At 63.3% G+C, this 25,069-nt stretch carries 21 protein-coding genes and 3 tRNA genes; 18 read left to right on the plus strand and 6 right to left on the minus strand.

What is annotated here, in order from left to right; genetic code table 11:
• Positions 1 to 8: 8 nt before the first annotated feature.
• The 3 genes from CR492_RS08575 to CR492_RS08585 form a co-directional block, all read right to left on the minus strand.
• Positions 9 to 572: a NifU family protein gene (locus CR492_RS08575; protein ID WP_102843332.1), complete on the minus strand. Its 564-nt coding sequence runs from the start codon at positions 570 to 572 to the stop codon at positions 9 to 11.
• 153 nt (positions 573 to 725) lie between these two features.
• The gene (locus CR492_RS08580) at positions 726 to 1,082 is read right to left on the minus strand and encodes a hypothetical protein (protein ID WP_102843333.1); all 357 of its coding nucleotides are present in this window, start codon (positions 1,080 to 1,082) and stop codon (positions 726 to 728) included.
• Positions 1,083 to 1,157: 75 nt separating this feature from the next.
• Complete coding sequence (locus CR492_RS08585; protein ID WP_102843334.1) at positions 1,158 to 1,919, minus strand: 16S rRNA (uracil(1498)-N(3))-methyltransferase; 762 nt, start codon at positions 1,917 to 1,919, stop codon at positions 1,158 to 1,160.
• 238 nt (positions 1,920 to 2,157) lie between these two features.
• On the opposite strand from CR492_RS08585, the gene CR492_RS08590 reads away from it, so the two are divergent.
• Together CR492_RS08590 and ubiA are read left to right on the plus strand one after the other, a co-directional pair.
• Positions 2,158 to 2,607, plus strand: coding sequence for a hypothetical protein (locus CR492_RS08590; RefSeq protein WP_102843374.1), 450 nt, complete (start codon positions 2,158 to 2,160; stop codon positions 2,605 to 2,607).
• Between the two features lie 44 nt (positions 2,608 to 2,651).
• On the plus strand, positions 2,652 to 3,593 hold the full coding sequence (ubiA, locus tag CR492_RS08595; RefSeq protein WP_245412020.1) for a 4-hydroxybenzoate octaprenyltransferase: 942 nt from the start codon (positions 2,652 to 2,654) through the stop codon (positions 3,591 to 3,593).
• 32 nt (positions 3,594 to 3,625) lie between these two features.
• Here the strand turns inward: ubiA and CR492_RS08600 are convergent, their stop codons facing one another.
• The 3 genes from CR492_RS08600 to CR492_RS08610 all read right to left on the minus strand — a co-directional run bounded on the left by CR492_RS08600 (position 3,626) and on the right by CR492_RS08610 (position 7,365).
• Positions 3,626 to 4,444, minus strand: coding sequence for a hypothetical protein (locus CR492_RS08600; RefSeq protein WP_102843375.1), 819 nt, complete (start codon positions 4,442 to 4,444; stop codon positions 3,626 to 3,628).
• Positions 4,445 to 4,525: 81 nt separating this feature from the next.
• Positions 4,526 to 5,941, minus strand: a complete 1,416-nt coding sequence (gene trmFO, locus CR492_RS08605) for a methylenetetrahydrofolate--tRNA-(uracil(54)-C(5))-methyltransferase (FADH(2)-oxidizing) TrmFO (RefSeq protein WP_102843376.1) — start codon at positions 5,939 to 5,941, stop codon at positions 4,526 to 4,528.
• A 23-nt stretch (positions 5,942 to 5,964) separates the two neighbouring features.
• A complete protein-coding gene (locus tag CR492_RS08610; protein WP_102843336.1) occupies positions 5,965 to 7,365 on the minus strand; it encodes a multicopper oxidase family protein in 1,401 nt (466 codons plus the stop codon).
• A 205-nt stretch (positions 7,366 to 7,570) separates the two neighbouring features.
• Here CR492_RS08610 and CR492_RS08615 point away from each other — a divergent pair.
• The 16 genes from CR492_RS08615 to nuoH all read left to right on the plus strand — a co-directional run bounded on the left by CR492_RS08615 (position 7,571) and on the right by nuoH (position 25,060).
• Positions 7,571 to 7,655, plus strand: a tRNA-Leu gene (locus CR492_RS08615).
• Between the two features lie 84 nt (positions 7,656 to 7,739).
• Entirely contained in the window at positions 7,740 to 9,131 is a 1,392-nt protein-coding gene (gene tig, locus CR492_RS08620) for a trigger factor (protein WP_102843377.1), read from the plus strand.
• A 179-nt stretch (positions 9,132 to 9,310) separates the two neighbouring features.
• Entirely contained in the window at positions 9,311 to 9,958 is a 648-nt protein-coding gene (locus tag CR492_RS08625; protein WP_012591898.1) for an ATP-dependent Clp protease proteolytic subunit, read from the plus strand.
• A gap of 591 nt (positions 9,959 to 10,549) precedes the next feature.
• Positions 10,550 to 11,815, plus strand: a complete 1,266-nt coding sequence (gene clpX, locus CR492_RS08630; RefSeq protein WP_102843337.1) for an ATP-dependent Clp protease ATP-binding subunit ClpX — start codon at positions 10,550 to 10,552, stop codon at positions 11,813 to 11,815.
• 306 nt (positions 11,816 to 12,121) lie between these two features.
• Positions 12,122 to 14,539: an endopeptidase La gene (gene lon, locus CR492_RS08635; RefSeq protein WP_102843338.1), complete on the plus strand. Its 2,418-nt coding sequence runs from the start codon at positions 12,122 to 12,124 to the stop codon at positions 14,537 to 14,539.
• A gap of 131 nt (positions 14,540 to 14,670) precedes the next feature.
• Positions 14,671 to 14,746: transfer RNA gene (locus CR492_RS08640), tRNA-Val, on the plus strand.
• Between the two features lie 169 nt (positions 14,747 to 14,915).
• Positions 14,916 to 16,265: a nucleobase:cation symporter-2 family protein gene (locus CR492_RS08645; RefSeq protein WP_102843339.1), complete on the plus strand. Its 1,350-nt coding sequence runs from the start codon at positions 14,916 to 14,918 to the stop codon at positions 16,263 to 16,265.
• 124 nt (positions 16,266 to 16,389) lie between these two features.
• Positions 16,390 to 16,466, plus strand: a tRNA-Asp gene (locus tag CR492_RS08650).
• A 285-nt stretch (positions 16,467 to 16,751) separates the two neighbouring features.
• Positions 16,752 to 17,117, plus strand: a complete 366-nt coding sequence (locus CR492_RS08655) for an NADH-quinone oxidoreductase subunit A (protein WP_102843340.1) — start codon at positions 16,752 to 16,754, stop codon at positions 17,115 to 17,117.
• A complete protein-coding gene (locus tag CR492_RS08660) occupies positions 17,108 to 17,671 on the plus strand; it encodes a NuoB/complex I 20 kDa subunit family protein (RefSeq protein ID WP_180982481.1) in 564 nt (187 codons plus the stop codon). Before CR492_RS08655 ends, CR492_RS08660 begins: the two co-directional genes overlap by 10 nt.
• Before the next feature lie 201 nt (positions 17,672 to 17,872).
• Positions 17,873 to 18,487, plus strand: a complete 615-nt coding sequence (locus tag CR492_RS08665; protein WP_102843342.1) for an NADH-quinone oxidoreductase subunit C — start codon at positions 17,873 to 17,875, stop codon at positions 18,485 to 18,487.
• Between the two features lie 48 nt (positions 18,488 to 18,535).
• A complete protein-coding gene (locus CR492_RS08670; protein ID WP_102843343.1) occupies positions 18,536 to 19,720 on the plus strand; it encodes an NADH-quinone oxidoreductase subunit D in 1,185 nt (394 codons plus the stop codon).
• A 63-nt stretch (positions 19,721 to 19,783) separates the two neighbouring features.
• Entirely contained in the window at positions 19,784 to 20,578 is a 795-nt protein-coding gene (gene nuoE / locus CR492_RS08675; RefSeq protein ID WP_102843344.1) for an NADH-quinone oxidoreductase subunit NuoE, read from the plus strand.
• Positions 20,579 to 20,589: 11 nt separating this feature from the next.
• Positions 20,590 to 21,900 carry an NADH-quinone oxidoreductase subunit NuoF gene (gene nuoF, locus CR492_RS08680; protein WP_102843345.1) on the plus strand — a complete coding sequence of 437 codons (1,311 nt, stop codon included), beginning with the start codon at positions 20,590 to 20,592 and terminating at the stop codon, positions 21,898 to 21,900.
• A gap of 63 nt (positions 21,901 to 21,963) precedes the next feature.
• The gene (nuoG, locus tag CR492_RS08685) at positions 21,964 to 24,027 is read left to right on the plus strand and encodes an NADH-quinone oxidoreductase subunit NuoG (protein ID WP_102843346.1); all 2,064 of its coding nucleotides are present in this window, start codon (positions 21,964 to 21,966) and stop codon (positions 24,025 to 24,027) included.
• 4 nt (positions 24,028 to 24,031) lie between these two features.
• A complete protein-coding gene (nuoH, locus tag CR492_RS08690) occupies positions 24,032 to 25,060 on the plus strand; it encodes an NADH-quinone oxidoreductase subunit NuoH (RefSeq protein ID WP_102843347.1) in 1,029 nt (342 codons plus the stop codon).
• The last annotated feature ends 9 nt before the right edge of the window (positions 25,061 to 25,069 follow it).

Consider the following 25,069-nt stretch of genomic DNA (forward strand, 5'->3'; position numbering starts at 1 on the left):
TATTTTCGTCAGATGGATTCGACCGACTGCACATCCGGCACATAATGCTTGAGAAGATTCTGTATGCCATGCTTCAGCGTGGCCGTGGAAGACGGGCAGCCGGAGCAGGACCCTTTCATCGCCAGATAGACGATGCCGTCGCGGTAGCCGCGGAATTTGATGTCGCCGCCATCATTGGCGACCGCGGGGCGAACATGGGTTTCTATCAGCTGCTTGATCGCGGTGACGGTTTCCGCGTCGCTTTCTTCGAAAAATTCCGGCTCGCCGGCGTCGGGCGAAACATGCGCATGCTCATTGAGAAGCGGGTCGCCGGACAGGAAATGTTCCATGATCGCGCCGAGCACCGTCGGCTTCAGCTCCTGCCAATCCTCGTTGGCGTTGGTGACGGTGATGAAGTCGGAGCCGAAGAAAACGCCTTTGACGCCCTCGAGCTCAAACAGCGCCTCGGCCAGCGGCGATTGACGCGCGTCCTGAGGCTCCTTGATATCGAGCGTGCCGGCGCTCATCACGGGGCGGCCGGGCAGAAATTTCAGCGTCTTCGGGTTCGGGGTCGTCTCAGTTTCGATGAACATGGCTCTCTCCAGAACGTCCGGTTCAAGGCCGGAGCTCCCTGCGGCCGCGCGACGCGTCAAAGCGCGCGCAAGCTCGCCTCAATAAATAAGCATGTGGATAAAAGAAAGCGAGCCTGATCTCGCGCGGCTTCGAGCGGGGAGACGCTGAGCCCGCTAGCGCGCGATCGTTGCGGCGGAGGCGCCTTCGTTGAGGCGCAACCGTCCGGTCGTGGCGCGCGCGGCGCCGTCGCCGGCGTTGACGCGAACCGGACCGCCGCTATTGGCCCAGCCATTGTCCGGCGAATCGCAGCGCGGCCCAAAGCCGACCCGCACATGGCCGCCGACCCAGATGCAGGTCGAGCTATTGGCGACCGCGGAAAAGCCCGGACCATATTCAGCCTCGCACCGCGCCTGCGCCACGCGCTCGGCCTTGCCGGAGGGAAGACCCTGGGCCTGCGCGGCGGCGCCAAGAGCAATCACGCCGCAGCCGACGCTGGAAGCCAGCAGGAGGCCATTTTTCAGCAAAATCATATCGATTCCAAAAGCCTTGGTTTGCCACTGAGTCGGCTTTTATGTGTCTTTATAATGGGGCGATTTGATGATCCCTTAACGTTGGCTTGGCCAATCGCCTATGCTCGCCTGCACCAGCGCGAGGGCGGCGACCGCCGCCGTGTCGGCGCGCAGCACGCGCGGGCCGAGCGACAGACGGACCGTGCGTGGGACGGCGAGCAGCGCTTTTCGCTCGTCTTCATCAAAGCCGCCTTCGGGGCCGATCAGCACGGCAAGGCCGCCGCCACGGTTTGATTCGCGCGCCGCCCGCAACGCCGCGAGCGCGTCTTGTTCCGGCGCATCCTCATCGCAAAACACCAGCAGCCGGTCGCCGCTCCATTGTTCCAGCGCGGCGCCGAGGCGGATCGGCGCAAAAACCTCGGCGACGGACAGGACGCCGCATTGCTCCGCCGCCTCAATGGCATTGGCTCTCATCCGGTCGAGATTGATCCGCTCGGCTTGGGTGCGCCTTGTCAGCACCGGGCGCAGCTGTCCGGCCCCCATTTCGACAGCTTTCTGCACCATATAGTCGAGCCGGGCATGTTTCAGCGGCGCGAACATATAATGCAGATCGAAGGGCGGCGGCTGAGGGCGTAGCTGATCATGGGCGGCAAGGATGGTCGACCGGCGGCCTTCCGTCTCGATTTTGGCGCGCCATTCGCCGTCGCGGCCGTTGAACGTGAGGATGTCCGCGCCATCCTTGAGGCGAAGCGCGTTGCGCAAGTAATTGACCTGCGAGGCGCCTAGAGAAACGCGGGCCTGCGGCGCGAGCGGCGCGTCGACGTAAAGCCGCGGGGAAGCAAAATCATAGCGCGCCATCACGAAATCCGGGTCAAGACATAAGGATCTGTACAATCGGCGGCGCGCGCGCCAAAATTCGGGGCTTGCTTGCTAGGACGCGCCGGTCTTTGCTATGGACATTGCAGTCGAAGCGCGAAGGCCGCGCGGCTCAAAAGGCGGCGGCGTGCCGCCCGTGAACAAGCGCCGCCTTTTCGAACTCATGCGCCGACCCGCGCGCCAAACCTTGCGCCAGGGCAGAATCAGAAGGCTCAAAACCATGCTTGCGCCTAGCCTCCTCCGTCCCGTCCGTAAAGCGACGGCGTTTCTTGTCCTCTCGATCGGCCTTGCCGGGGGCGGAGCCGCGTGGGCTGGCGACTGCAACCAGGACATTGCCACGCTGACGCAGAAACGCCAGGGCATCATCGACCAGTTGAACAGCCTCGCCAAGGGATCGAAGACCCATCAGCTCGATCCGGCTTCTTCCTGCCCAAAGCTTAAGGCGCTGGCCGGCGCCGAGCGTCAACTCGTCGATTATTTCACCAAGAACAAGGAATGGTGCAACGTTCCTGACACGGCGATCGAGAACATCACCGCCAGCTCGCAGAAGACCGGCGCCGTCGCGACCCAGGCCTGCAAAATCGCCGAACAGATGAAGAAGGCGCAGGAGCAGCAGGCGACCGGAGGCGGATTGCCGCAGGGTCAGAAACTGCCAACCGGCCCGCTTTGACCAAACCCGCGCCGGCAGGGCCGGGCGGAGAGCCTGTTGACGGCGTGACGCATCTACCCGACGCCGTCAGGAACTCGCTCATCGCGCGGCTCGCGCCAAAATCCTTTGCGCCCTTCCTTCAGCTCGCGCGCATCGACCGGCCGATCGGCTGGTGGCTGCTGCTGCTGCCATGCTGGCAATCGAGCGCGCTCGCGAGCGCGCATCAGGGCGCGGCCCCGCGTCTTGGCGATCTGGCCCTGTTTCTGATCGGCGCGATTGCGATGCGCGGCGCGGGCTCGACCTATAATGACATCGTCGACCGCGACATTGACGCCAAGGTCGAACGCACGCGTTTGCGCCCGATTCCGGCCGGGCGCGTCAGCGTCGCCGCCGCCGCCGCCTTTCTTGCCGCGCAATGCTTTGTCGGCCTCGTCGTGCTGCTAAGCCTCAACCGTTTCGCCATTGCGCTCGGCTTTGCCTCGCTGGGCTTCGTCGCGATCTACCCTTTCATGAAGCGCGTCACCTCCTGGCCGCAGGCGGTGCTTGGCGCGGCCTTCGCCTGGGGCGCCCTGATGGGCTGGGCGGCGGCGGAAGGATCGCTCGGCCTCGCGCCCGTGCTGCTCTATTGCGGCGCGATCGCCTGGACGATCGGCTATGACACAATTTACGCGCTGCAGGACGTCAAGGACGACGCGATCATCGGCATAGGCTCGACGGCGCGGTTCTTCGGCGCGCATGTCGGCGCGGGCGTCGCCTGTTTCTACGCTGCCGCGGCATTCTTCGCGGGCGCGGCATTCTTCGCGGCCGGCGTCGGCGGGCTGGCTCTCGTCGGGCTTGCCGCTTACGCGCTGCATCTTTTCTGGCAGGTTGCGCGTCTTTACGCCGGAGGGGGGCCGCGTCTCGACGGCGCCGAGGCGCTGCGCCTGTTCCGCTCAAACCGCGAGGCGGGCCTCATTCTGTTCGCCGGTCTCATCGCCGAATCGCTGCGGCTCGCGCTGGCCGGGTAGCTGTTCACGACGGGGCTGACCGGCGGCGCGCCCTAGAAAAAATTTTCGAGAGAGATGGGTTCGAAGCCGGCGCGCTCCATCTCGATGACGAAGGCGACGCTGCGGGCAATCAGCCGGTCGCGCGTTGTGATGCCGAGCAGTTCCGCCTTGGGCGAAGAGACGATCTCGGCGATGTCCGCGCCCTTCATGACGGAGGCCCCGTCGCGGGCAAGGCCGCGCACCCGTCCGGCGCAGGGCGCGACAATCTCGGTCGAGCCGATCGCGCCGACAATGTCGCCCTTGGCCAGCTTGTCGCCGAACTGCTTCACCCCATGGAACAGGCCATGATGAGGAGCCGTGATCATGCGTCCATCGGCGAAGCGCCGTTCGTCGACGCCATCCTGGCGGCTCAGCGGACCCTGCCGGATGACGCCGCCTGGATCGCGCGCGCCGATGTCGATCAAGACGTCGCAATTGGCGCCAGCGACATAGCCGTAGCCAAGCCCGATGGTGACGGCGGCAAGATGGCGCAGCCGCTCGGGGCCGCTCGAATCGGCGCGGGCGTCGACGATGATATCCCAGGGCCAGCGGGTCGTGACCTCCTCGAAGGGATGCCAGAGCACCGGGATCGACGCGCCGCTTTTCAGGGAGGAGAGGAAATCCTTGGTCTTGTCGGCGCGGCGCGCCTCGACGCCTTCGAAAGCGCAGGATCCGTCCGTCCAGGCGTCGACAAATGACATGCGGCGGCGGATCGTGCGCGGCGGGACAGGCTGGTGGATGGCGACGGCATGGCCGGCAAGGTGCAGCTTGCGCGCGACAGCCGAGGCAAGCTCGTCCATGCCGAGCACAAGAACAGAGGTATCTTCGCTCATCGCGCCAGTCTCAAAGACATTCTTATGAAGTCTGTCAGTTTGATGAAACAAACGCAAGGAGATGATCTCGCCTGGCACGCGTCACGCTGGCGCGGGGACCTTGCGCGCGGCGACCCAGGCCTCGAAGTCGCGCAGAGCGCGCGCGCTCAGCGCCGCCTTCCTGGCCGCCGCCTTTTCCGGCCCGCGCAGACGCTTGCCCTGCGGCTTTTCAAGGGGCTCCGTCAGCGGCGGAAACAGACCGAAATTGACGTTCATCGGCTGAAACGAGGAAGGGCCGGCGTCAATCGTCTCGATATGCCCCGCGGTGATGTGATTGATCAGCGCGCCGAGCGCGGTCGTCGCCGGGGGCGGCAAAAACGCCTCGCCGCTGCGGTCAGCCGCCGCCATCCGCCCGACGATGAGGCCGATCGCAGCGCTTTCGACATAGCCCTCGCAGCCGGTGATCTGGCCGGCGAAACGCAGCCTCGGCTGCGCCCGCAGGCGGAACGCTCCGTCGAGAATTTTGGGCGAATTCAGAAAGGTGTTGCGGTGCAGACCGCCGAGCCGCGCGAATTCGGCGCGCTGAAGCCCCGGAATGGCGCGAAACACCTCGATCTGCGCGCCATGCTTCAACTTGGTCTGGAAACCCACCATATTATATAGCGTGCCGAGCGCATTATCCTGCCGCAGCTGGACTACGGCATAGGCCTTGACGTCGGGGTCGTGCGGATTGGTGAGCCCGAACGGCTTCATCGGCCCGTGTCGTAGGGTCTCGGCGCCGCGCTCCGCCATGACCTCTATTGGCAGGCAGCCGTCGAAATAGGGCGTGTCCTCGAAGGTCTTGAATTCGATCTTTTCCGCTTTGTTGAGGGCGTCGACAAAGGCGTAATATTGTTCTTTGTTCAGCGGGCAGTTGATGTAGTCGGCGCCGGAGCCGCCCGGCCCCGCCTTGTCGTAACGCGACTGCATCCAGGCCTTGCTCATATCGACCGATTCGCGGTGAACCACCGGCGCGATGGCGTCGTAGAAGGCAAGGTCGCGCTCTCCCGTCAGCGCGCCGATCGCGGCGCCGAGCGCCTGGCTGGTGAGGGGACCTGTGGCGATAATCACATTGTCCCAGTCGGCCGGCGGGAGCCCGGCGATCTCCTCGCAGACCACCTCGATCAGCGGGCAGGCGCGGATCTGTTCGGTGATCGTCCGCGAAAACCCGTCGCGATCCACGGCGAGCGCGCCGCCGGCGGGAAGCTTATGGCGGTCGGCTGCGTTCAGGATCAGCGAATCGAGGCCGCGCATCTCCCGGTGCAGCATGCCGATGGCGCTTGTTTGCGGATCGTCGGCGCGGAACGAATTCGAGCAGACGAGCTCGGCGAAATCGCCGGTGCGATGCGCCGGCGTCTGCCGCACGGGGCGCATTTCATGCAGCACGACGGGCGTGTTCGCGCGCGCGATCTGCCAGGCCGCCTCGGCCCCGGCGAGGCCCGCGCCTATGATGTGAACGGGCTGCGAAGAAATCGGCATGGATTGTTCCAAAAGAGAGCGGTTCAAGTCACCGCGAACCAGGTGGCGAGTCCGGCGCCCTCATACCCGGCGATGAAGGACAGAATGGCCCATTTTCCCGGCGCCTCGGCAATGAAGGCGATCCGCTTGGTTTTCCCCGGGCCTATTAAAATGTTGTCGCGCCAATAAGGCTCCCAGCCATCGTCGAGATCGTGCAGAAGCCGCGCCTGATGGCCGCGAATATGGATCGACTGGGTCAAATTCGAACGGTTGACAAGGCCAAGCGACACGGCCGCTCCCCGCTTAACGGTAAACAACGGCTTGTCGGCAAAACCCGCGGCGGGGGCGCCGTTGACGCTAAAGACAAGCTCCCGCTCGGTGGCCTTGTCGCCCTGCTCTTTTGATGGCTCGATAAGAATGTCGAGCCGCTTGGCGGTCTCCAGCCTGATCCGCGTCGGCAGCAGGGGATTGACCGGCAGCGAGGCGATCGGCGCGAGCGCGGCGGGCGTTTGAGCTGATTCTGCCGCCGCATCCGTCTTGAACACGAGGAGATCGCGATCCGGCTCCTTATCGCCGCGCAGCACGAGGCGCGCCTCTTTGTCGGCGTCGGGGGGCAGATCGAACATCACGTCGAAACGCGCGCCGGGGCCGACGGGGATCGTTCCTCTGACCGGCTCAAAGGCGGAATCGGCCGGCTGGCCGTCGACCGCGAGGATCATCGGCGTGACGCCTTCGAAGGCGATCGACATGATCCGCGCGGCCATGGCGCTGACGAGCCGCAGCCGCACGCGGGCGCCCCGCGCCATCGTTTCCGTCAGCGGCGTTGGCCGTGAGTTGACGGTCAGAAGCCCACCGCCGCGGCCGGGGCCGAGCGCCTCTTCCTTCGTGTCGAAGCTTTTGGCGATCGCGCCCTTGTCGTCGAGGCGCCAGTCCGCGATGATCGCCAGCATGTCGCGGTCAACGCGCGGCGGATCGGTCTCCTCGACGATCAAGGCCCCGTAGAGACCCCGCGAAAACTGCGCGGCGGCGAAGGGGAGATAGCCCGGCCGATAGGCGAATAGCCCGCTGTCCGGCGGCGTGAAGCGATAGTCAAAACTTTCGCCCGGCCCGACCGGCTTCTGCGTGAGGCCGCCGACGCCGTCCATGGCGTTGGCGATCCGCAATCCCGGCCACATCAGGCTCATTGGCTGTTCAAGCTTGTTGATGAGGCGGATTTTCAGCTCCTCGCCCTTCTTGCAGCGAAGAAGCGGTCCGGGGACTTCGCCATTGAAAGCGAAGACAGGCGTTTGCCCGGCGGGTTCGGGCAGCAGCCGCAGCCGGCCGGGAGCAGCCTCCAGCGCGAAAAACCCATCCGCCGCCGGTTCGGCGCCGGCCGGCAGCTCGATCAGGCTGAGGGCGAGGCCACATCCGATCAGGCGCCGACGGGTGAGAAGGAGTGAAGGCATCGCTCGGTTTGTGCGGGACGCTGGCGGCTTTGGCAAGGGCGCGCCCGATACAGGCCCGCCCGTGCGCCTCCGCGCGCGCCGATTGCCTTATTCGGCGGGGCGGCCTAATTATCTTTTTTTTGCTGCGCCTGCCGCGCGCGATTGCTATAGACCACACCCGCAGCGGGGAACGGGCTCCGTCCGTTGCTGCGCGAGACAAAAGCGCGCGGGCGTGGCGGAACTGGTAGACGCGCCGGATTTAGGTTCCGGTGGTGAAAATCGTGGGGGTTCGAGTCCCTCCGCCCGCACCAGATCATCAGATTCAAGGTCACGTCCGCCCCGCCGATGCGGATCGAATGAACAAAGACAGGCAAGAGGAAAAGGTTACTCAGAAGATGCAAGTTACGGAAACCCTTTCGCAGGGCCTCAAGCGCGAGTTCCAGGTGGTGCTTCCCGCGACCGACCTCGCAACTCGCCTCGACAGCCAGCTTGCCGAAATGCGGGCGAAGGCCCGCATCAACGGGTTCCGTCCGGGCAAGGTGCCGGTCGCCCATCTGAAGCGGCTCTATGGCCGCTCGATCATGGCCGAGGTCGTGCAGGAGGCGGTGAACGAAGCCCATCGCAAGATCATCGAGGATAATGCGCTGCGTCCCGCCTCGCAGCCGAAGATCGACTTTCCCGGCGAGAAGGACGATCTTGAAAAGGCGTTCGAGGCCAAGGCGGATTTCGCCTTTACCGTCGCCCTTGAAGTGCTCCCCAAGATCGAGGTCGGCAGTTTCGATGGCGTCGAGATCGAGCGTCTCGTCGCCGCGGTCGGCGAGGACGAGATCGATCTTGTGGTGAACCGGCTTGCCGAGCAAAGCCGTCCTTATGCGCCGAAAGAGGGCGAGGGCGTCGCCGCCGAAAAGGGCGACAAGGCGACAATTGATTTTGTCGGAAAGATCGACGGTGAGGCGTTCGAAGGCGGTTCGGGCGAGGGCGTCGATCTAGTGCTCGGCAGCGGCAGCTTCATTCCCGGCTTCGAGGAGCAGCTCGAAGGCCTCCCCCTCGGCGACAGCCGGACGGTGACCGTGACGTTTCCGGATGATTATTCCGCCGCGCATCTCGCCGGAAAGGAAGCGGTCTTTGACGTTACGCTGAAGGCGCTCGCCGCGCCGGGCGCGACCGTGATCGACGACGATTTCGCCAAAGGCTATGGCCTCGACGATCTCGCCAAGCTGAGGGAGTCGATCAAGGCCAATATCGAGCGCGATTACGCGGCCGCCTCGCGCCGTAAATGGAAGCGGGCGCTGCTTGATGCGCTCGACGCCAAATACGCCTTCGATCTTCCCGAAGGCCTCGTCGCCCAGGAATTCGACGCCATCTGGCGCCGCGTCGAGGCCGAGCAGGCCCAGAGCGGACGCAGCTTCGCGGACGAGGGCACGACCGAAGAGGCGGCGCGAGCGGATTATCGCAAGATCGCCGAGCGACGCGTACGGCTCGGCCTGCTGCTCGCCGACGTCGGCGATGCGGCGGGCGTCAAGGTGGCTGACGAGGAGGTTAACCAGGCGCTCTTCGAGCGCGCGCGGTCCTTCCCCGGCCAGGAAAAGATGGTGTGGGACTATTATCAGAAGAATCCTTCGGCGCTCGCCGAGTTGAGGGCTCCGATTTATGAGGAAAAGGTCGTCGACCACATCCTTTCGCTCGTCAAGGTGACCGACAAGACGGTCCCGAAGGAAGAGCTCCTCGCCGCCGATGATGAGGAGGACGAGGAGGAAGCAGCCGATTCGAGCGCGGCGCTGGTCTGAGCCGGACATATTGGCGAAACAGCGCCGGCTGCTTATGTGATGGCAGCGCGAGCTGAAACGCTTCCGCGGCCGGGCAGTCGGGGTTTCGCGCAGGCCTGGCTGTCGTATAGAAACAGGCTCGATATTTGCGAGGAAAAGCGGCGGGCGCTGCGGGCCGCCGGCGAAGAGGACATTTTTGAATGCGCGACCACGATCCGATCGAAGTTTATAACAGCTACCTGATTCCCCAGGTTATCGAGAACACCAGCCGCGGCGAGCGGGGCTTCGACATCTATTCGCGCCTGCTGCGGGAGCGGATCATTTTCCTCACCGGCCCGGTCGAGGATCACATGGCGTCGGTCATTATCGCGCAGCTTCTGTTCCTCGAAGCCGAGAACCCGAAAAAAGAAATTTCGATGTATATCAATTCGCCGGGCGGCGTCGTGACGGCGGGCCTTGCGATCTACGACACGATGCAGTTCATCCGGCCGAAGGTCTCGACCCTTTGCGTCGGCCAGGCCGCCTCGATGGGCTCGCTGCTGCTTTGCGCCGGCGAAGCCGGTCAGCGGTTTGCGCTCCCGAACGCGCGAATCATGGTGCACCAGCCGTCCGGCGGCTTTCAGGGTCAGGCATCCGACATCCTGCGTCACGCCGAAGACATCATGAAGGTCAAAAGGCGTCTTAATGACATCTATGTGAAGCATACTGGACGCGATTACGACACGATCGAGAAAACGCTCGACCGCGATCATTTCATGTCCTCCGATGACGCGAGGGAGTTCGGCATCGTCGATAGCGTGATTTCACAGCGGCCGGACGAGAGCGCGAGCGAAAGAAAATCTGCCTGATTTGATGCCCTTACGAGGGCTCTGAGAGGATAGATCGGCTTTTTCGACTGAATCTTTGTTCAACCCGCCGATCGGACGCGATTTTGGGAATTTCGCCGCGGACCGGGCCTCGCGCCCGGCCGTGGCGCGCTCCGGTCGCTCCGGCTGGCCGACCCCCTCCTTGTGCGCCGCAAGCGCTGTCGCCAAGCACTCTCGCCAAACGCCCCGCAAGATCGCAAGCGACTTAAGATGATTGCGACGGGTTGCGGATGGCGCGGTTATTGCTACCTTAGCTTTTGGCCGTCATTTTGTTCGGCAGCCGACCAAAGACTTGGCTCAAAGCGAATTCGGGTGTTTTGCGTCGCGCGTCGTTTTGACGCGAGGATGGTGGGCATAGCGTCAGGGGCCGTAAACCCTTGCTTCTATGACCGGAACATGATTGCATTTCGTTTCGGGTCGCAGTTGAGGGAGAACGAGGCCAAAAAGGAGAGACGGCGGTTCGTGTGCGCGCCCGCCGCGCCAGAGGAGCGCCCGGATGATCCGGCGGCGCCGGCGTCCTAAACAAGCAAGATCGGGAATCGCACATGATCCCGGTCGCACTGGAGACTATCCATGACCAAAGTTGGCGGCGGCGACGCGAAAAACACGCTCTACTGCTCGTTTTGCGGCAAGAGCCAGCATGAGGTCCGCAAACTGATTGCCGGCCCGACCGTGTTCATCTGCGATGAATGCGTCGAGCTCTGCATGGATATCATCCGCGAAGAGAACAAATCCTCCCTCGTCAAGAGCCGCGACGGGATCCCGACGCCGAGGGAGATCTGCAAAGTCCTCGATGATTATGTGATTGGCCAGCCGCAGGCCAAGCGCGTCCTGTCGGTCGCCGTGCACAATCATTACAAGCGGCTGAACCACGCGACGAAGCACAATGACGTCGAGCTGGCGAAGTCGAACATTCTGTTGATCGGACCGACGGGCTCGGGCAAGACGCTGCTGGCGCAGACCCTCGCGCGCATCCTCGACGTGCCCTTCACCATGGCCGACGCCACGACGCTGACCGAGGCGGGCTACGTCGGCGAGGATGTCGAGAACATTATCCTGAAACTGCTTCAGGCCTCCGACTATAATGTCGAGCGGGCGCAGCGCGGCATTGTCTACATCGACGAGATCGACAAGATCTCGCGCAAATCCGACAATCCCTCGATCACGCGCGACGTCTCGGGCGAAGGCGTGCAGCAGGCGCTGCTCAAGATCATGGAAGGCACGGTCGCCTCCGTGCCGCCGCAGGGCGGGCGCAAGCATCCGCAGCAGGAATTCCTGCAGGTCGACACAACCAACATCCTGTTCATCTGCGGCGGCGCCTTTGCAGGGCTGGAAAAGATCATTTCGATGCGCGGCAAGGGCACGTCGATCGGCTTTGCCGCGGCCGTCCAGGCCCCGGACGACAGGCGTACGGGCGAAATCTTCCGAAAGGTCGAGCCCGAGGATCTGCTGAAATTCGGCCTCATCCCCGAGTTCGTCGGCCGTCTGCCGGTGATCGCGACGCTTGAGGATCTTGACGAAGAGGCGCTGAAGAAGATCCTGACCGAGCCGAAGAACGCTCTGGTCAAGCAGTATCAGCGTCTGTTCGAGATGGAGAACACGGAACTCAGCTTCCAGGACGAGGCGCTGAACGTCGTCGCCAAGAAGGCGATCGAACGGCGCACGGGCGCGCGCGGCCTGCGCTCCATCATGGAGAGCATCCTGCTTGACACGATGTTTGATTTGCCCGGCCTTGACAGCGTCGAGCAGGTGGTCATCGGGCCCGATGTGGTCGAGGGCAAATCGCGCCCCCTCTACATCTATGCTGAACGCAACGAAAAGAGCGGCACAAGCGCCTGACGACGACAAGGCTGCGGGTCGAGAGCGTCCTGTTGGAAGAGCCAAGGCTTTTCGGCTCGGCACGCTTCCGGCCGGGGGCGTAAAGGACGAAGGGCGGATTTGCGCCCTTTCGCCATCCGTCCCTTCGCCGGTCGGCGGGCTCGCCGCCTGCAGCAGGCGTGGCCGGCGCTTGAATCCGCAGGCGCTCATGTCCATCTGGTTTTAGAATAATTGCTTCACGCCAAAAGGCCGAAGCCGAAATAGCCCTGATGCAGTCGGAAGAGCCGGCGCGTGCGAGCTGGATCGCGTTTCGAGTTAGGACACATAATGACACAGAAGCGAGAGCCCGCACGTTCCGGAGCGGTCGAGAGCTACCCCGTCCTTCCCCTGCGCGACATCGTCGTTTTCCCGCATATGATCGTGCCGCTGTTCGTTGGCCGCGAGAAATCGATTCGCGCGCTTGAGGAGGTCATGAAAGGCGACAGCCTCATCCTTCTCGCCACGCAAATGAACGCCTCGGACGATGATCCCTCCCCGAAGGCGATCTTCGCCACCGGCACGCTCGCCTCCGTCCTGCAACTGCTGAAACTCCCCGACGGCACCGTAAAGGTGCTCGTCGAGGGCCAGGTTCGCGCCAAGGTGCAGGGCTATACCCGCACCGACGATTTCTATGAGGCCGACGCCGAGGTGATCGACGACGATCCCGTCGACAAGGTCGAGGTTGAGGCGCTCGCCCGCTCCGTCGTCTCGGAGTTCGAGGGCTATGTGAAGCTCAACAAGAAGATTTCGCCGGAAGTCGCGGCCGCGGTCACCCAGATCGAGGATTACGCCAAGCTTGCGGACACCATCGCCTCGCATCTCGCCGTTAAGATCGCCGACAAGCAGGCCGTGCTCGAGACGACCTCGATCACGAAGCGGCTCGAAAAGTGCCTGGCTCTGATGGAGAGCGAGATTTCGGTGCTCCAGGTCGAAAAGCGCATCCGCACGCGCGTCAAGCGCCAGATGGAGAAGACCCAGCGCGAATATTATCTCAACGAGCAGATGAAGGCGATCCAGAAGGAGCTTGGCGACGAGGACGGCAAGGACGACCTCGCCGAACTCGACGAGCGGATCAAGACCACCAAGCTCTCGAAGGAAGCGCGCGACAAGGCCCTCGCCGAGCTGAAGAAGCTGCGGCAGATGTCGCCGATGTCGGCCGAAGCGACGGTCGTGCGCAATTATCTCGACTGGCTCTTGTCGATTCCGTGGAACAAGCGTTCGAAGGTCAAGAAGGACCTGAACATCGCCGAGGAAGTGCTCGACGCCGAACATTTCGGGCTCGAAAAGGTGAAGGAGCGCATTCTCGAATATCTCGCCGTGCAGACCCGCGCGAACAAGCTCAGCGGACCGATCCTCTGCCTCGTAGGCCCGCCTGGCGTCGGCAAGACCTCGCTCGGCAAGTCGATCGCCAAGGCGACAGGGCGTGAATTCGTCCGCATGTCGCTCGGCGGCGTGCGCGACGAGGCCGAGATCCGCGGTCACCGGCGCACCTATATCGGCTCGATGCCGGGCAAGATCATTCAGTCGATGCGCAAGGCGAAAAGCTCCAATCCGCTGTTCCTGCTCGATGAAATCGACAAGATGGGGCAGGATTTCCGCGGCGATCCCTCCTCGGCGCTGCTCGAGGTGCTGGATCCCGAACAGAACCAGGCCTTCAACGACCATTACCTCGAGGTCGATTACGACCTTTCGAACGTGATGTTCGTGACGACGGCGAATACGCTGAACATCCCGGCGCCGCTGATGGACCGTATGGAGATTATCCGGATCGCTGGCTACACCGAGGATGAGAAGGTCGAGATCGCCCGGCGCCATCTGATCCCGGCGGCGCTCAAGAAGCATGGCCTCGCCGAAAAGGAGTTGGCCATCGACGATTCCGCGCTGATCCTGCTGATCCGCCGCTACACGCGGGAGGCGGGCGTCCGCAACCTTGAGCGCGAAGTGTCGAAACTGTCGCGCAAGGCGGTCAAGCAGATCCTGACCACCGAGGCGAAATCGGTGAAAGTTACGGCTGACAATGTGCCAGATTATCTCGGCGTGCCGCGCTTCCGCTATGGCGAGGCTGAAACCGAGGATCAAGTGGGCGTCGTCACCGGGCTTGCCTGGACCGAGGTCGGCGGCGAGTTACTGACGATCGAAGGCGTGATGATGCCCGGCAAGGGCCGCATGACGGTGACCGGTAATTTGCGCGACGTGATGAAGGAATCGATTTCGGCGGCGGCGTCCTATGTGCGCTCGCGGGCGGTCGATTTCGGCATCGAGCCGCCGCTGTTCGACCGGCGCGACATCCACGTCCATGTTCCCGAGGGCGCAACCCCGAAGGACGGCCCGTCGGCGGGCGTCGCCATGGCGACCGCGATCGTCTCGATCATCACCGGCATCCCGATCCGGCGCGACATCGCCATGACCGGCGAGATCACGCTGCGCGGCAGGATTCTGCCGATCGGCGGCCTCAAGGAGAAGCTGCTCGCCGCGCTGCGCGGCGGCCTCAAGAAGGTGCTGATCCCGGAGGAAAACGCGAAGGACCTGGTGGATATTCCAAACTCGGTCAAGAACGCGCTGGAGATCGTGCCTGTCGCGCGCATGGATGAAGTTCTCGCCCATGCGCTGGTGCGCCAGCCGCTGCCGATCGTCTGGGAAGAGGATCTGAAGCCGGCCCGGCCGCTGGCGGGCGACGACGACGCCTCAGCCGCCATCGCGCATTAGAGCGGGACGGCAGGAAAGCTTGAAAGGGGCCGCGAGCCGATCGCGGCCCCTTTCTTTCGGCCGCCGCATGGAAAACGCCCGCCCGGTCTCGCGTTGACCGGAACCGCTGGCCGTGCGATTGCGTGCCGGCCGGGCGGTTAGCTCAGTTGGTAGAGCATCTCGTTTACACCGAGAGGGTCGGCGGTTCGAGCCCGTCACCGCCCACCAGCGCTTCCGTCGCCGACATCTTTTCGCCGCCGCCCGAACTCGGCCGAAGTCCGACTGCGAGCGCCGCGTTCGCATCATTTTTTGTGCAGCCCTGCTCACAATATCGGCGCGCCAAACTTGAGCTTCGCGCGCAAAATCAACGGACTGTCTCGCAACTGAGGGGTTTGCGATGGCCGCCGTCCATCCAGTCGATGAAGTCTTGCCGCCGCCGCGCCTGTTCGCGCTCGGCCTGCAGCATGTTCTGGTCATGTACGCCAATGCGGTCGCCGTGCCGCTCATCCTCGGCGGCGCCCTGAAGCTGCCGAAAGATCAGATCGCCATGCTGATCAATGCGGATCTGTTTGCTTGCGGCATCGCGACGCTGGTGCAGACCATCGGCATTGGCCCGTTCGGCATCAGGCTGCCCGTGATCATGGGGGTCACCGCCGTCTCGATCTCACCGATGCTGGCCATGGCGGCGATGCCCGGCGTCGGCCTTACCGGCATCTATGGCGCGGTGATCGTCGGCGGCCTGTTCGGCCTCGCCGTCACGCCTTTCGTCAAATATGTGCTGCCTTTTTTTCCGGCGGTCGTCACCGGCACGATCATCACCATGATTGGCGTCGTATTGACGCGGGTCGGGGTAAACTGGGCGGGCGGCGGCGCCAATGCGGCGGATTTCGGCGCGCCCGGCTATCTTCTCGTCGCCGCGCTGGTGCTCGGCGTTATCCTGATCGTGATCCGCTTCGCCAGCGGCTTTCTCGCCAACGCCGCAGTGCTGATCGGCGTGACAGTCGGCTATCTGACGACGATCGCGCTGGGCTGGACCGATTTTTCCGGCATCCACGAGGAGCCATGGCTCCGGGTCGTCCTGCCGTTGCAATTCGGCCTGCCGACCTTCCATCTCATCCCGTGCCTGACCATGTGCCTCGTCATGACGATCGTCTTCATCGAAGCGACGGGCATGTTTCTGGCTCTTGGCGCCATGACCGGACGCGAGGTTGGCGCAAACGACATCAAGCGCGGCCTGCGCGCCGACGCCCTCGGCACCATTATCGGCGGCGTCTTCAACACTTTTCCCTATGTGTCCTATTCGCAGAATATCGGCCTTGTCGCCGTGACCGGCGTATTCAGCCGCTGGGTCTGTGTCACCGGCGGCTGCATCATGCTCGCGCTCGGCCTGATCCCCAAGCTGGCGTTCATCGTCGCCTCGGTGCCGCAATGCGTGCTGGGCGGGGCCGGCTTCATCATGTTCGGCATGGTTGCGGCGACCGGCGTGAAGATCCTGAAGAGCGTCGATTATGTTGCGGCGCCGCGCAGCACGCTGGTCATCGCCATTTCGATCGGCTTCGGCCTGATCCCGATCGTGTCGCCGAATTTTTTCCACATCATGCCGCCCGAGCTGCGTCCGATTTTCGGCGACGGCATCATTTTGACTTCGATCGCGGCGGTGTTCCTCAACGCGATCTTCAACCGCACGACGCGGGAAGCGGCCACCGAGGACGCCGTGCTTGCGGCACAAGGCGCGAGCCACATCTGAGCCTCTTTGCGCCACGCGGCGCAGTCTCTTGGCGCGGCGCCCGCGTCATCACGCTTGACTTGCGCGCGCGCCTATCCTATCCGGCTCCTCTCCGGTCCGCGCGGCGCTTCGCGCTTGCGGCTGCGGGGGAGTAGCTCAGTTGGTTAGAGCGCCGGCCTGTCACGCCGGAGGTCGCGGGTTCAAGTCCCGTCTCTCTCGCCATTCGGCCGCCGACGATGCGGCTCAGGGCCGCGCCTGACGATCGGAATCACGAGCTTTCGTCCCGCTCAATGGGCGGTACGACTTTGGTCGCGGCTTCGCCTCCTGCGACAAATTCGCCTCTGCTGATGCAGGTTTAGGCATTCGCGCGCGGCCGAGCTTTAGAAGCGTTTAAAACATCATCTTGCGCTGCGATTGGCGCTGGGCTACGCATCGCTCGAACGTTGCAGCAGGATCCCAACCGGCGCGCTGTTCCCTTGGCCCGCCTTGAAGCGTCAGAGCTTGCCCATGCCGAGCCTTCTCGATCAATATCTTCCGCTCGTCGTCTTTATGGCGATCGCCGCTGTTATTTCCGGCGCTCTCCTCGTCGCCCCTTTTCTCGTCGCCTTCAAGGCGCCCGACAGCGAGAAGCTGTCCGCCTATGAATGCGGCTTCAACGCTTTCGACGACGCCCGCATGCAGTTCGACGTGCGCTTCTACCTAGTCGCGCTGCTGTTCATCATCTTCGATCTTGAGGTCGCTTTTCTGTTTCCATGGGCCGTGGCGTTTCATCAGGTCGGAGTTTTCGGATTCTGGGCGATGATGCTGTTCCTCGGCATCCTGACCGTCGGCTTTGTATATGAATGGAAGAAGGGCGCTCTCGAATGGGATTGACCCCCGCGCCGCAGGAAGGCCTTGTGATCAGCCCGACGACCGACCGGCCGCTCGCCGCCAACGATCCCTATTTCCTGTCGATCAACGACAAGCTTGCCGACAAGGGCTTTCTCGTCACTTCGACGGACGAGCTCATCAACTGGGCCCGCACCGGCTCGCTGATGTGGATGACCTTTGGCCTTGCTTGCTGCGCCGTTGAAATGATGCAGGCTTCGATGCCGCGTTACGACGTCGAGCGCTTCGGCTTCGCGCCGCGCGGCTCGCCGCGCCAGTCGGACGTCATGATCGTCGCCGGGACGTTGACCAACAAGATGGCCCCCGCGCTGCGCAAGGTCTACGACCAGATGCCCGAGCCGCGCTATGTGATCTCGATGGGATCCTGCGCCAACGGCGGCGGCTATTATCACTATTCCTATTCCGTCGTGCGCGGTTGCGACCGCATCGTGCCGGTCGACATCTATGTCCCCGGCTGCCCGCCTTCGGCGGAAGCGCTGCTCTACGGAATTCTCCTTTTGCAGAAGAAAATCCGCCGCACCGGCACGATCGAACGATAGGCCGGCCGCCTGCGTCGGGCAGGGCTCGATGCGGATCGCGGCAAAGAACCAGGGCGGGCGGCAGCGCTCTCTGGGCTGGATCGAGCTGCTGGCCGCGCCGGACCATGTTCGCGTCAATGCATGAGCTGCGCATTGACGCTAAAGCTTGAGAAGCGGGGCGATCGCGACCTCCGCTTTGGTGGTTGACGCCGAAAGGTTGAGATGGACGAGGATCTGAAACAGTTCGCGGAAACGCTCTCGGCCGCGCTGCGTGGTTGGGTCGAGGACGCCAGCCTCGCCTACGGCGAGCTGACCCTTACCGTTCGGGCGGACTGCCTCGTCGAGACCGTGACCTTCCTGCGCGACGACCCGTCCTGCCTGTTTGTCTGCTTCATCGATCTGACCGCCGTCGATTATCCCGTCCGCGAAAAACGCTTTGACGTCGTGACGCATTTGCTCTCGCCAAAGCATAATCGCCGCATCCGCGTCAAAGTCGCCGCCGATGAGCAGACGCCGGTTGCCTCGCTGAGCGGCCTTTATCCCGCCGCCAATTGGTTCGAGCGCGAAGCCTATGATCTGTTCGGCGTCTACTTTTCCGGCCATCCCGATTTGCGCCGCCTGCTCACCGACTATGGCTTCGACGGCCATCCGCTGCGCAAGGATTTCCCGATGACGGGCTATGTCGAGGTCCGCTACGACGACGAGGAAAAGCGCGTCCTCTACGAGCCGGTGGAGCTGGCGCAGGAGTTCCGCAACTTCGATTTCTTGTCGCCATGGGAAGGCGCGGTCGACTATGTCCTGCCGGGCGACGAAAAAGCCAAACGCAACCCGATTTGAGTTGACCGCAGCCCTCTCGCTCCCAAACGCCCCGCGAAAAAAAAGCCCATGAACGATCAGGTCCGCAATTTCACGATCAATTTCGGTCCGCAGCATCCGGCGGCGCATGGCGTGTTGCGTCTGGTGCTCGAACTCGACGGCGAAGTGGTCGAGCGCGTCGATCCGCATATCGGCCTCCTGCATCGCGGCACCGAAAAGCTGATGGAGGCGCGCACCTATCTCCAGAACATCCCCTATTTCGACCGGCTCGATTATGTCGCGCCGATGAACCAGGAACACGCTTTCTGTCTCGCCATCGAAAAGCTTGTCGGCCTTGAAGTCCCGCGCCGCGCCCAGCTTTTGCGCGTGCTGTTCTGTGAGATCGGCCGCATCCTGTCGCATCTTCTGAACGTCACGACGCAGGCGATGGACGTCGGCGCGCTCACTCCGCCGCTATGGGGCTTTGAAGAGCGCGAAAAGCTCATGGTGTTTTATGAGCGCGCTTCGGGGGCGCGGCTGCACGCCAATTATTTCCGGCCCGGCGGCGTGCATATGGATATTCCCGCGCGGCTGATCGACGATATCGAGGCTTGGTGCGATCCCTTCCTGAAAACCTGCGACGATCTCCAGGCGCTGTTCATCGATAACCGCATCTTCAAGCAGCGCAATGTCGATATCGGCGTCGTCAGCCTCGAGGATTGCTGGGCGTGGGGATTTTCCGGCGTCATGGTCCGCGGCTCGGGCGCGCCATGGGATCTGCGCAAGGCGCAGCCCTATGAATGCTATGAGGAGATGGAGTTCGATATTCCGGTCGGCCGCCATGGCGACAATTACGACCGTCAGGTCATTCGCATGGAGGAGATGCGCCAGTCCGTCTCGATCATGAAGCAATGCGTGGCCAAGCTGCGCGAACCGGCCGGGCAGGGGCCCGTGCTCGCCAAGAGCAAGTTCGCGCCGCCCTCGCGCGGTGAAATGAAGCGTTCGATGGAAGCGCTGATCCACCATTTCAAGCTCTATACCGAAGGCTTCCACGTGCCGGCTGGCGAGGTCTATGCCGCGGTCGAGGCGCCGAAGGGCGAGTTCGGCGTCTATCTCGTCTCCGATGGCACCAACAAACCCTATCGCTGCAAGATCCGCGCGCCAGGTTTCGCCCATCTCGCCGCGATGGATTTCCTGTGCCGCAAATCCATGCTGGCCGACGTCAGCGCGATTTTGGGATCGATCGACATTGTCTTCGGCGAGGTCGACCGGTGACCTTGATGCGCTTTTGTCTCAAAACTCCGGCCGCTATGGCCCTGATCGTTGAGTGTCGCTGATATGACCGTTCGCAGGCTCGCCGAAGTTCAGCCCGACTCCTTCGCCTTCTCCGCCGAGAATGAGGCTTGGGCCGACGCGATCATCGCCAAATATCCGCAAGGCCGGCAGGCGTCGGCGGTGATTTCGCTGCTGTGGCGGGCGCAGAAGCAGAATGACTATTGGCTGCCGCGTCCGGCGATCGAAGCGGTCGCCGAAAAGCTCGGCATGCCCTATATCCGCGTGCTTGAGATCGCGACCTTCTATTCGATGTTCAACCTGTCGCCGGTCGGCGAGTATTTTGTACAGCTCTGCGGCACGACGCCTTGCCTGCTTGCCGGTTCGGACGGCATCAAATCCGTGCTGCGGAACCGTATCGGCGAGCCAGGCGTGGTGACGGCGGACGGCAAGTTTTCCTGGAACGAGGTCGAATGCCTCGGCGCCTGCTGCAACGCGCCGATGGTGCAGATCAACGACGATTATTTTGAGGACCTGACGCCCGATAATTTCGCCAAGCTGCTCGACGATCTCGCCGCTGGACGGCCAGTGCGAATCGGATCGCAGACTGGGCGCGTCTCCTCCGAGCCCGCCGGCGGTCTGACGGCGCTTGCCTCCTTTTATGGCGTGAGCGGACAGAGCGGCCCCTATTGCGTCACGGAGGCGCCAAGCATGGGCGATCCGGCGGCGGCGCGGGCGGAACTCGCGGCGCAGTCAAAAGCGCCGGCCGAGCCGGGCCATGAACGCTTGAAGCAGGAAGAGGCGCTGTCGTCGGGCAAGCCCGAGCCGAGCGTCTCCTCTTCCGACCAGACCTTGAACTGAGGACGCATCCGATGCTTGAAGACAAGGATCGCATCTTCACCAATCTCTATGGCTTCGGCGATTGGGGCCTGAAGGGCGCGCGGGCGCGTGGCGCGTGGGACAACACCAAGGGCCTGATCGAGAAGGGCAAAGACTGGATCCTGACCGAAATGAAGGCCTCGGGGCTGCGCGGGCGCGGCGGCGCTGGCTTCCCGACGGGACTCAAATGGTCGTTCATGCCGAAGGCCGATACGGCGCGGCCGTCCTATCTCGTCGTCAATGCCGATGAATCCGAGCCCGGCACCTGCAAAGACCGTGAGATCATGCGCAATGATCCGCATCTTCTGATCGAGGGCTGCTTCATCGCCAGCTTCGCGATGGAGGCGCACGCCTGCTACATCTATATTCGCGGCGAATATATCCTCGAGGCCGACCGGCTCGACGCGGCGATCGCTCAGGCCTATGAGGCGAATCTGCTCGGCAAGGACAATGTCCACGGCTGGCCGTTCGACATCTATGTCCATCGCGGCGCCGGCGCCTATATCTGCGGCGAGGAGACGGCTCTCCTCGAATCGCTTGAAGGCAAGAAGGGCATGCCGCGGCTGAAGCCGCCGTTCCCCGCCAATATGGGCCTCTATGGCTGTCCGACGACGGTCAACAATGTCGAATCGATCGCCGTCGCGCCGACCATCTTACGCCGTGGCGCAGCCTGGTTCTCGAGCTTCGGCGCGAAGAACAATTCCGGCACCAAGCTTTTCTGCATCTCCGGCCATGTCAACAAGCCCTGCAACGTCGAGGAGGCGATGTCGATCCCGTTCCGGGAGCTGATCGACAAGCATTGTGGCGGCGTTCGCGGCGGCTCGGATAATTTGCTTGCGGTCATTCCGGGCGGGTCTTCGGTTCCCTGCGTGCCGGCCGCGCAGATCATCGACGCGGCGATGGATTTCGACACGCTGCGCGATCTGAAGTCGGGCCTCGGCACGGCGGCCGTCATCGTCATGGATAAATCGACCGACATCATCCGCGCCATCGCAAGGCTCAGCTATTTCTACAAGCATGAGAGCTGCGGCCAGTGCACGCCCTGCCGCGAGGGTACGGGCTGGCTGTGGCGCGTCGTCACCCGCATGGCCGAGGGGCGCGCGCAAAAGCGCGAGATCGACATGCTGCTCGAAGTCACGACGCAGATCGAAGGCCACACCATTTGCGCGCTCGGCGACGCGGCGGCCTGGCCGGTACAGGGCCTCATCCGCCATTTCCGGCCGGAAATCGAAAAGCGCATCGACCAATATGCCGCAAATCCGCATTCGGAGCCTGCGCGCGGCTACCACGCGGCAGCGGAGTAGCATCGTGATCGATCCAAAAGGACGTAGCGTCTGGCCGACGAGCCGCCGCATCAAGGACAAGGCATGACCAAGCTGATCGTCGACGACGTCGAAATCGACGTGCCGCCCGAATATACCTTGCTGCAGGCCTGCGAGCAGGCGGGCGCCGAGATTCCTCGCTTCTGCTTCCATGAGCGCCTGTCGATCGCCGGCAATTGCCGCATGTGCCTCGTCGAAGTGAAGGGCGGTCCGCCGAAGCCGTCGGCCTCCTGCGCCGTCGCCGTGCGCGACCTGCGGCCCGGCCCGGACGGCGCCCCGCCCGTCGTTCTGACCAAATCGCCGATGGTGAAAAAGGCGCGTCAGGGCGTGATGGAGTTTCTCCTGATCAATCATCCGCTCGACTGCCCGATCTGCGATCAGGGCGGCGAATGCGACCTGCAGGATCAGGCCATGGCCTTCGGCTTCGAGGGCTCGCGCTACGCCGAGAACAAGCGCGCCGTTGAGGACAAATATATCGGGCCGCTGGTTCGCACCTCGATGAACCGCTGCATCCATTGCACCCGCTGCGTCCGGTTCACGGCCGAAGTCGCCGGCACGGGCGACATGGGCGCGATCGGCCGCGGCGAGGATATGGAGATCACCACCTATCTCGAAACCGCGATGGGCTCTGAATTGCAGGGCAATGTCGCGGATCTCTGCCCCGTCGGCGCGCTCCTGCCAAAGCCCTATTCCTTCAAGGCGCGCTCGTGGGAGCTCGTCAAGACGGAATCGATCGACGTCATGGACGCGCTCGGCTCGGCCATCCGCATCGACACGCGCGGGCGCGAAGTGATGCGCATTCTGCCGCGCGTAAACGACCGCGTGAACGAGGAATGGATCTCCGACAAGGCGCGCCAGATCGTCGACGGGCTGAAGTCGCGCCGGCTCGACCGGCCCTATATTCGCGAAGGCGGCAAATTGCGCCCGGCAAGCTGGCGCGAGGCCTTTGCCCTTATCGCCGAAAAAATCAAGGCGGCGCCGCCTCACCGCATCGGCGCGATCGCCGGCGATCTTTGCGCCGTCGAGGAGATGTTCGCGCTGCAATCGCTCATGGGCGGTCTCGGCGCCGTCTCGCTCGACTGCCGTCAGGACGGCGCGAAGCTCGATCCGGCGTTCGGCCGGGGCAGCTATATTTTCAATCCGACCATCGCCGGGATCGAGGCCGCCGACGGTCTCATGATCATCGGTTCGAACCCGCGCATCGAAGCGCCGGTGCTGAACGCGCGGATCCGCAAGCGCTGGCTAAAGGGCGGCTTCAAGATCGGGCTCATCGGCGAGAAAGCCGACCTCACCTATGATTACGCCTATCTCGGCGCCGGCCCCGATACGCTCGCGTCATTTGCTGATCATGCGCCGGCGCACATGGAAAAGCCGATGTTCCTGATCGGCCAGGGCGCTCTTGCCCGGGAGGATGGGCTTTCGGTGCTGGCGCTCGCCGCCAAATCCGCGGGCGCGCTTGGCGTGATCAAGGACGGCTGGAACGGCTTTGCCGTGCTGCATACGGCGGCGGCGCGGGTCGGCGGCCTCGATCTCGGCTTTGTGCCGCGTTCGGGCGGCCTTGACGCCGCGGGAATGGCGCAGGCCGGCGCGCTTGACGTTCTCTATAATCTTGGCGCCGATGAGATCGATATCGAGCCGGGCGCCTTCGTCATCTATCAGGGCTCGCATGGCGATCGCGGCGCCGCCCGCGCCGACGTCATCCTGCCGGGCGCGGCCTATACCGAGAAATCGGGGCTCTATGTGAATACCGAGGGACGCGTGCAGCTCGCCGACCGCGCCAATTTCCCGCCCGGCGACGCCAGAGAAGATTGGGCGATTTTACGCGCCCTGTCTGATGTGCTTTCGCGCAAGCTGGCGTTTGATTCCCTCAAGGGCCTGCGCGAACGGCTGTTTGCGGCCCATCCGCATTTTGCAGCGATCGACGCGGTGTCAGACAACGCCTCATTCGATCTCGATCGGCTGACCGGCGCCGGAGGGGCGGCCGGCTCGGCGTCGTTCGCCTCGCCGATCACCGATTTTTATCTCACCAATCCGATCGCAAGAGCCTCGGCGGTGATGGCGGAATGCTCCGCCATGCGCCTCGACCTCGCGCGCCACGCGGCGGAGTAGAGCCATGGAAGAAACCGGCTGGTTCCTGGCCTTGCTGCTGATGGTGATCAAGAGCGTCGTTCTGCTCGTCGTGCTGCTGATCTTCATCGCCTATATTCTTTACGCCGACCGCAAGATCTGGGCGGCGGTGCAATTGCGCCGCGGCCCCAATGTGGTCGGTCCGTGGGGGCTGTTCCAGAGCTTCGCGGACATGCTGAAATTCGTCTTCAAGGAGCCGGTCATTCCGGACGGCTCCAACAAGGGCGTGTTTCTGCTGGCGCCCTTTGTCATGGGTCTGTTGTCGCTTGCCGCCTGGGCGGTGATCCCGGTCGCCGAGGGCTGGGCGATCGCCGACATCAATGTCGGCATTCTCTACGTGCTCGCGATCTCCTCGCTCAGCGTCTATGGCGTCATCATGGGCGGCTGGGCGTCGAACTCGAAATATCCGTTCCTCTCAGCATTGCGCGCCGCGGCGCAGATGATCTCCTATGAAGTCTCGATCGGCTTCGTCATCATCACCGTGCTGCTCTGCGTCGGCTCGCTGAACCTCACCGACATCGTGCGCGCGCAGGACAATGGCTGGGGCATTCTCGGCTGGTACTGGCTGCCGCTGTTTCCGATGTTCGTCATCTTCTTCATTTCGGCGCTGGCCGAAACGAACCGGCCGCCGTTCGACCTCGCCGAGGCCGAGTCCGAGCTCGTCGCCGGCTTCATGGTCGAATATTCCTCGACGCCCTACATGCTGTTCATGCTCGCCGAATATGTGGCGATCATCACCATGTGCGCGCTGATGACCATTTTGTTCCTCGGCGGCTGGCTGTCTCCGATTCCCTTCCCGCCCTTCACTTGGGTTCCGGGCGTCATCTGGTTCGTCCTGAAGGTTTGCGCGGTTTTCTTCATGTTCGCCATGGTGAAAGCCTTCGTGCCGCGCTACCGCTATGACCAGCTGATGCGTCTTGGCTGGAAGGTCTTTCTGCCGATCTCGCTCGCCATGGTCGTGCTTGTCGCGGCCGTGTTGCAGATCACCGGCTGGGGCGCGGAGATGGCGCAATGAGGCCGCTTG

This window comes from Methylocella silvestris (assembly GCF_002891535.1).
Classification (GTDB): domain Bacteria; phylum Pseudomonadota; class Alphaproteobacteria; order Rhizobiales; family Beijerinckiaceae; genus Methylocapsa; species Methylocapsa silvestris_A.